This is a genomic window from Nonomuraea zeae, from assembly GCF_005889725.1.
In the GTDB taxonomy this organism is placed as follows: domain Bacteria; phylum Actinomycetota; class Actinomycetes; order Streptosporangiales; family Streptosporangiaceae; genus Nonomuraea; species Nonomuraea zeae.
In genome coordinates, this window is record NZ_VCKX01000661.1 from 1 (window position 1) to 1,520 (window position 1,520).

Genomic DNA, 1,520 nt, shown 5'->3' on the forward strand with positions numbered 1-1,520 from the left:
ATTGGTGAAAGGGACAGCACCATAGCGGGGCGGACCATCCTGCGGCTCGCCCCCGCCGCGCTGCGCGTCCTGACCGCCCCCAGCGACGTCGTCCTCGTGAGCGGCACCAACGGCAAGACCACCACGACCCGCTTCGTCGCCGAGGCGTTGCGCCAGGCCGGCACCGTGGCCAGCAACGCCACCGGCGCGAACATGCCCGCCGGCCTGGCCACGGCCCTGGCTCAGGCGGGGCGGGCCGACTACGCGGCGTTCGAGGTCGACGAACGCTACCTGCCGGAGCTGTGCGAGCAGCTCGCCCCGGGCGTGGTCGTCCTGCTCAACCTGAGCCGGGACCAGCTCGACCGCAATCCCGAAGCCGCGCTGCTCGCCCGGACCTGGCGCCGCGCCCTGCGCGGCCGTCCCGCCCGCGTCGTGGTCGCCAACTGCGACGACCCCCTCGTCTACTGGGCGGCCTGCGGCTCCGGCCGCGTCGTGTGGGTGTCGGCCGGCGCGGGCTGGCCGCACGACTCCTGGTCGTGTCCCGCCTGCGGCGGCCCGCTGACGCGCCCGGCGGCCAGGCACTGGTCGTGCCGGGCCTGCGGCCTGGCCCGGCCGGCCCCCGATTGGGAGCTCAAGGAACGCTCCGTCGTCTCGACCCGGACCGGCGAGTCGTACGAGCTCCGCCTCCGGCTCCCCGGCCAGGTCAACTACGCCAACGCGGCGATGGCCGTGGCCGCGGCGGCCGCGCTGGGCCTCTCCCCGCCGGACGCGGCGCGCGGGCTGGCCGGGGTGCGCAGCGTCGCCGGCCGCTACCAGGTCACGGACCTCCACGGCCGGCGGATCCGGCTGCTGCTCGCCAAGAACCCGGCGAGCTGGACCGAGGTCCTGGACATCCTGCCGGCGTCGGCCAACGTCCTGATCGTGCTGAACGCCCGCGAGCTCGACGGCCAGGACACCTCGTGGATCTGGGACGTGGACTTCCGCCGGCTGGCCGGGATGGCCGTGCTCGTGACCGGCGCCAGGAGACTCGACGTCGCGCTCCGGCTCGACGTCGCGGGCGTCCGCTGCGAGGTCGTCTCCTCCCTCAGGGAAGCCTGCGAACGGGCGCCGTACGGGCGGCTCGACATCGTGGCGAACTACACCGCGTTCCTGGACGCGCTCAAAGAGATCAGGCTGGCTTGAGCCAGACGAACCCGGCGAAGTCGCCCGTCGGCCCCTCCCGCCGGTAGGAGTACAGGGCGGGCGTCTCCGCCGTGCAGCGGTGATCGTGGCGCACCCGCGTGACGCCCAGCCGGCGCAGCTGCGCGGTGACGGCGGCCCGCAGATCGATCGCCGCCGTCCCGGCCCGCGTCGTGGCCCACGCCTCCGGCAGCGCGGCCGCCGTCGCCGCCCGGAGCTCCGGGGACACCTCGTAACAGCCGGCGCAGATGCACGGGCCGATCAGGGCGGTCGTACGCGACGCCTCCGCCCCGCGGCCGGCCATGCTCTCGACGACGGAGCCGATCACTCCCGCCGAGATCCCCGACCGCCCCGCATGGGCC

Annotated in this window: 2 protein-coding genes; one reads left to right on the top strand and one right to left on the bottom strand. The window is 75.2% G+C overall.

Annotated elements, in window-relative coordinates; all coding sequences use genetic code 11:
* Window positions 1–1,161, top strand: a 1,161-nt coding sequence (locus ETD85_RS62190; RefSeq protein WP_138699080.1) for a Mur ligase family protein, incomplete at its 5' end; no start/stop codon positions are given.
* On the opposite strand, the gene ETD85_RS62195 is transcribed toward ETD85_RS62190, so the two are convergent.
* Window positions 1,148–1,520, bottom strand: a 373-nt coding sequence (locus tag ETD85_RS62195) for a purine nucleoside phosphorylase YfiH/LACC1 family protein (protein WP_138699081.1), incomplete at its 5' end; no start/stop codon positions are given. The two genes, ETD85_RS62190 and ETD85_RS62195, sit on opposite strands and share 14 nt — an antisense overlap.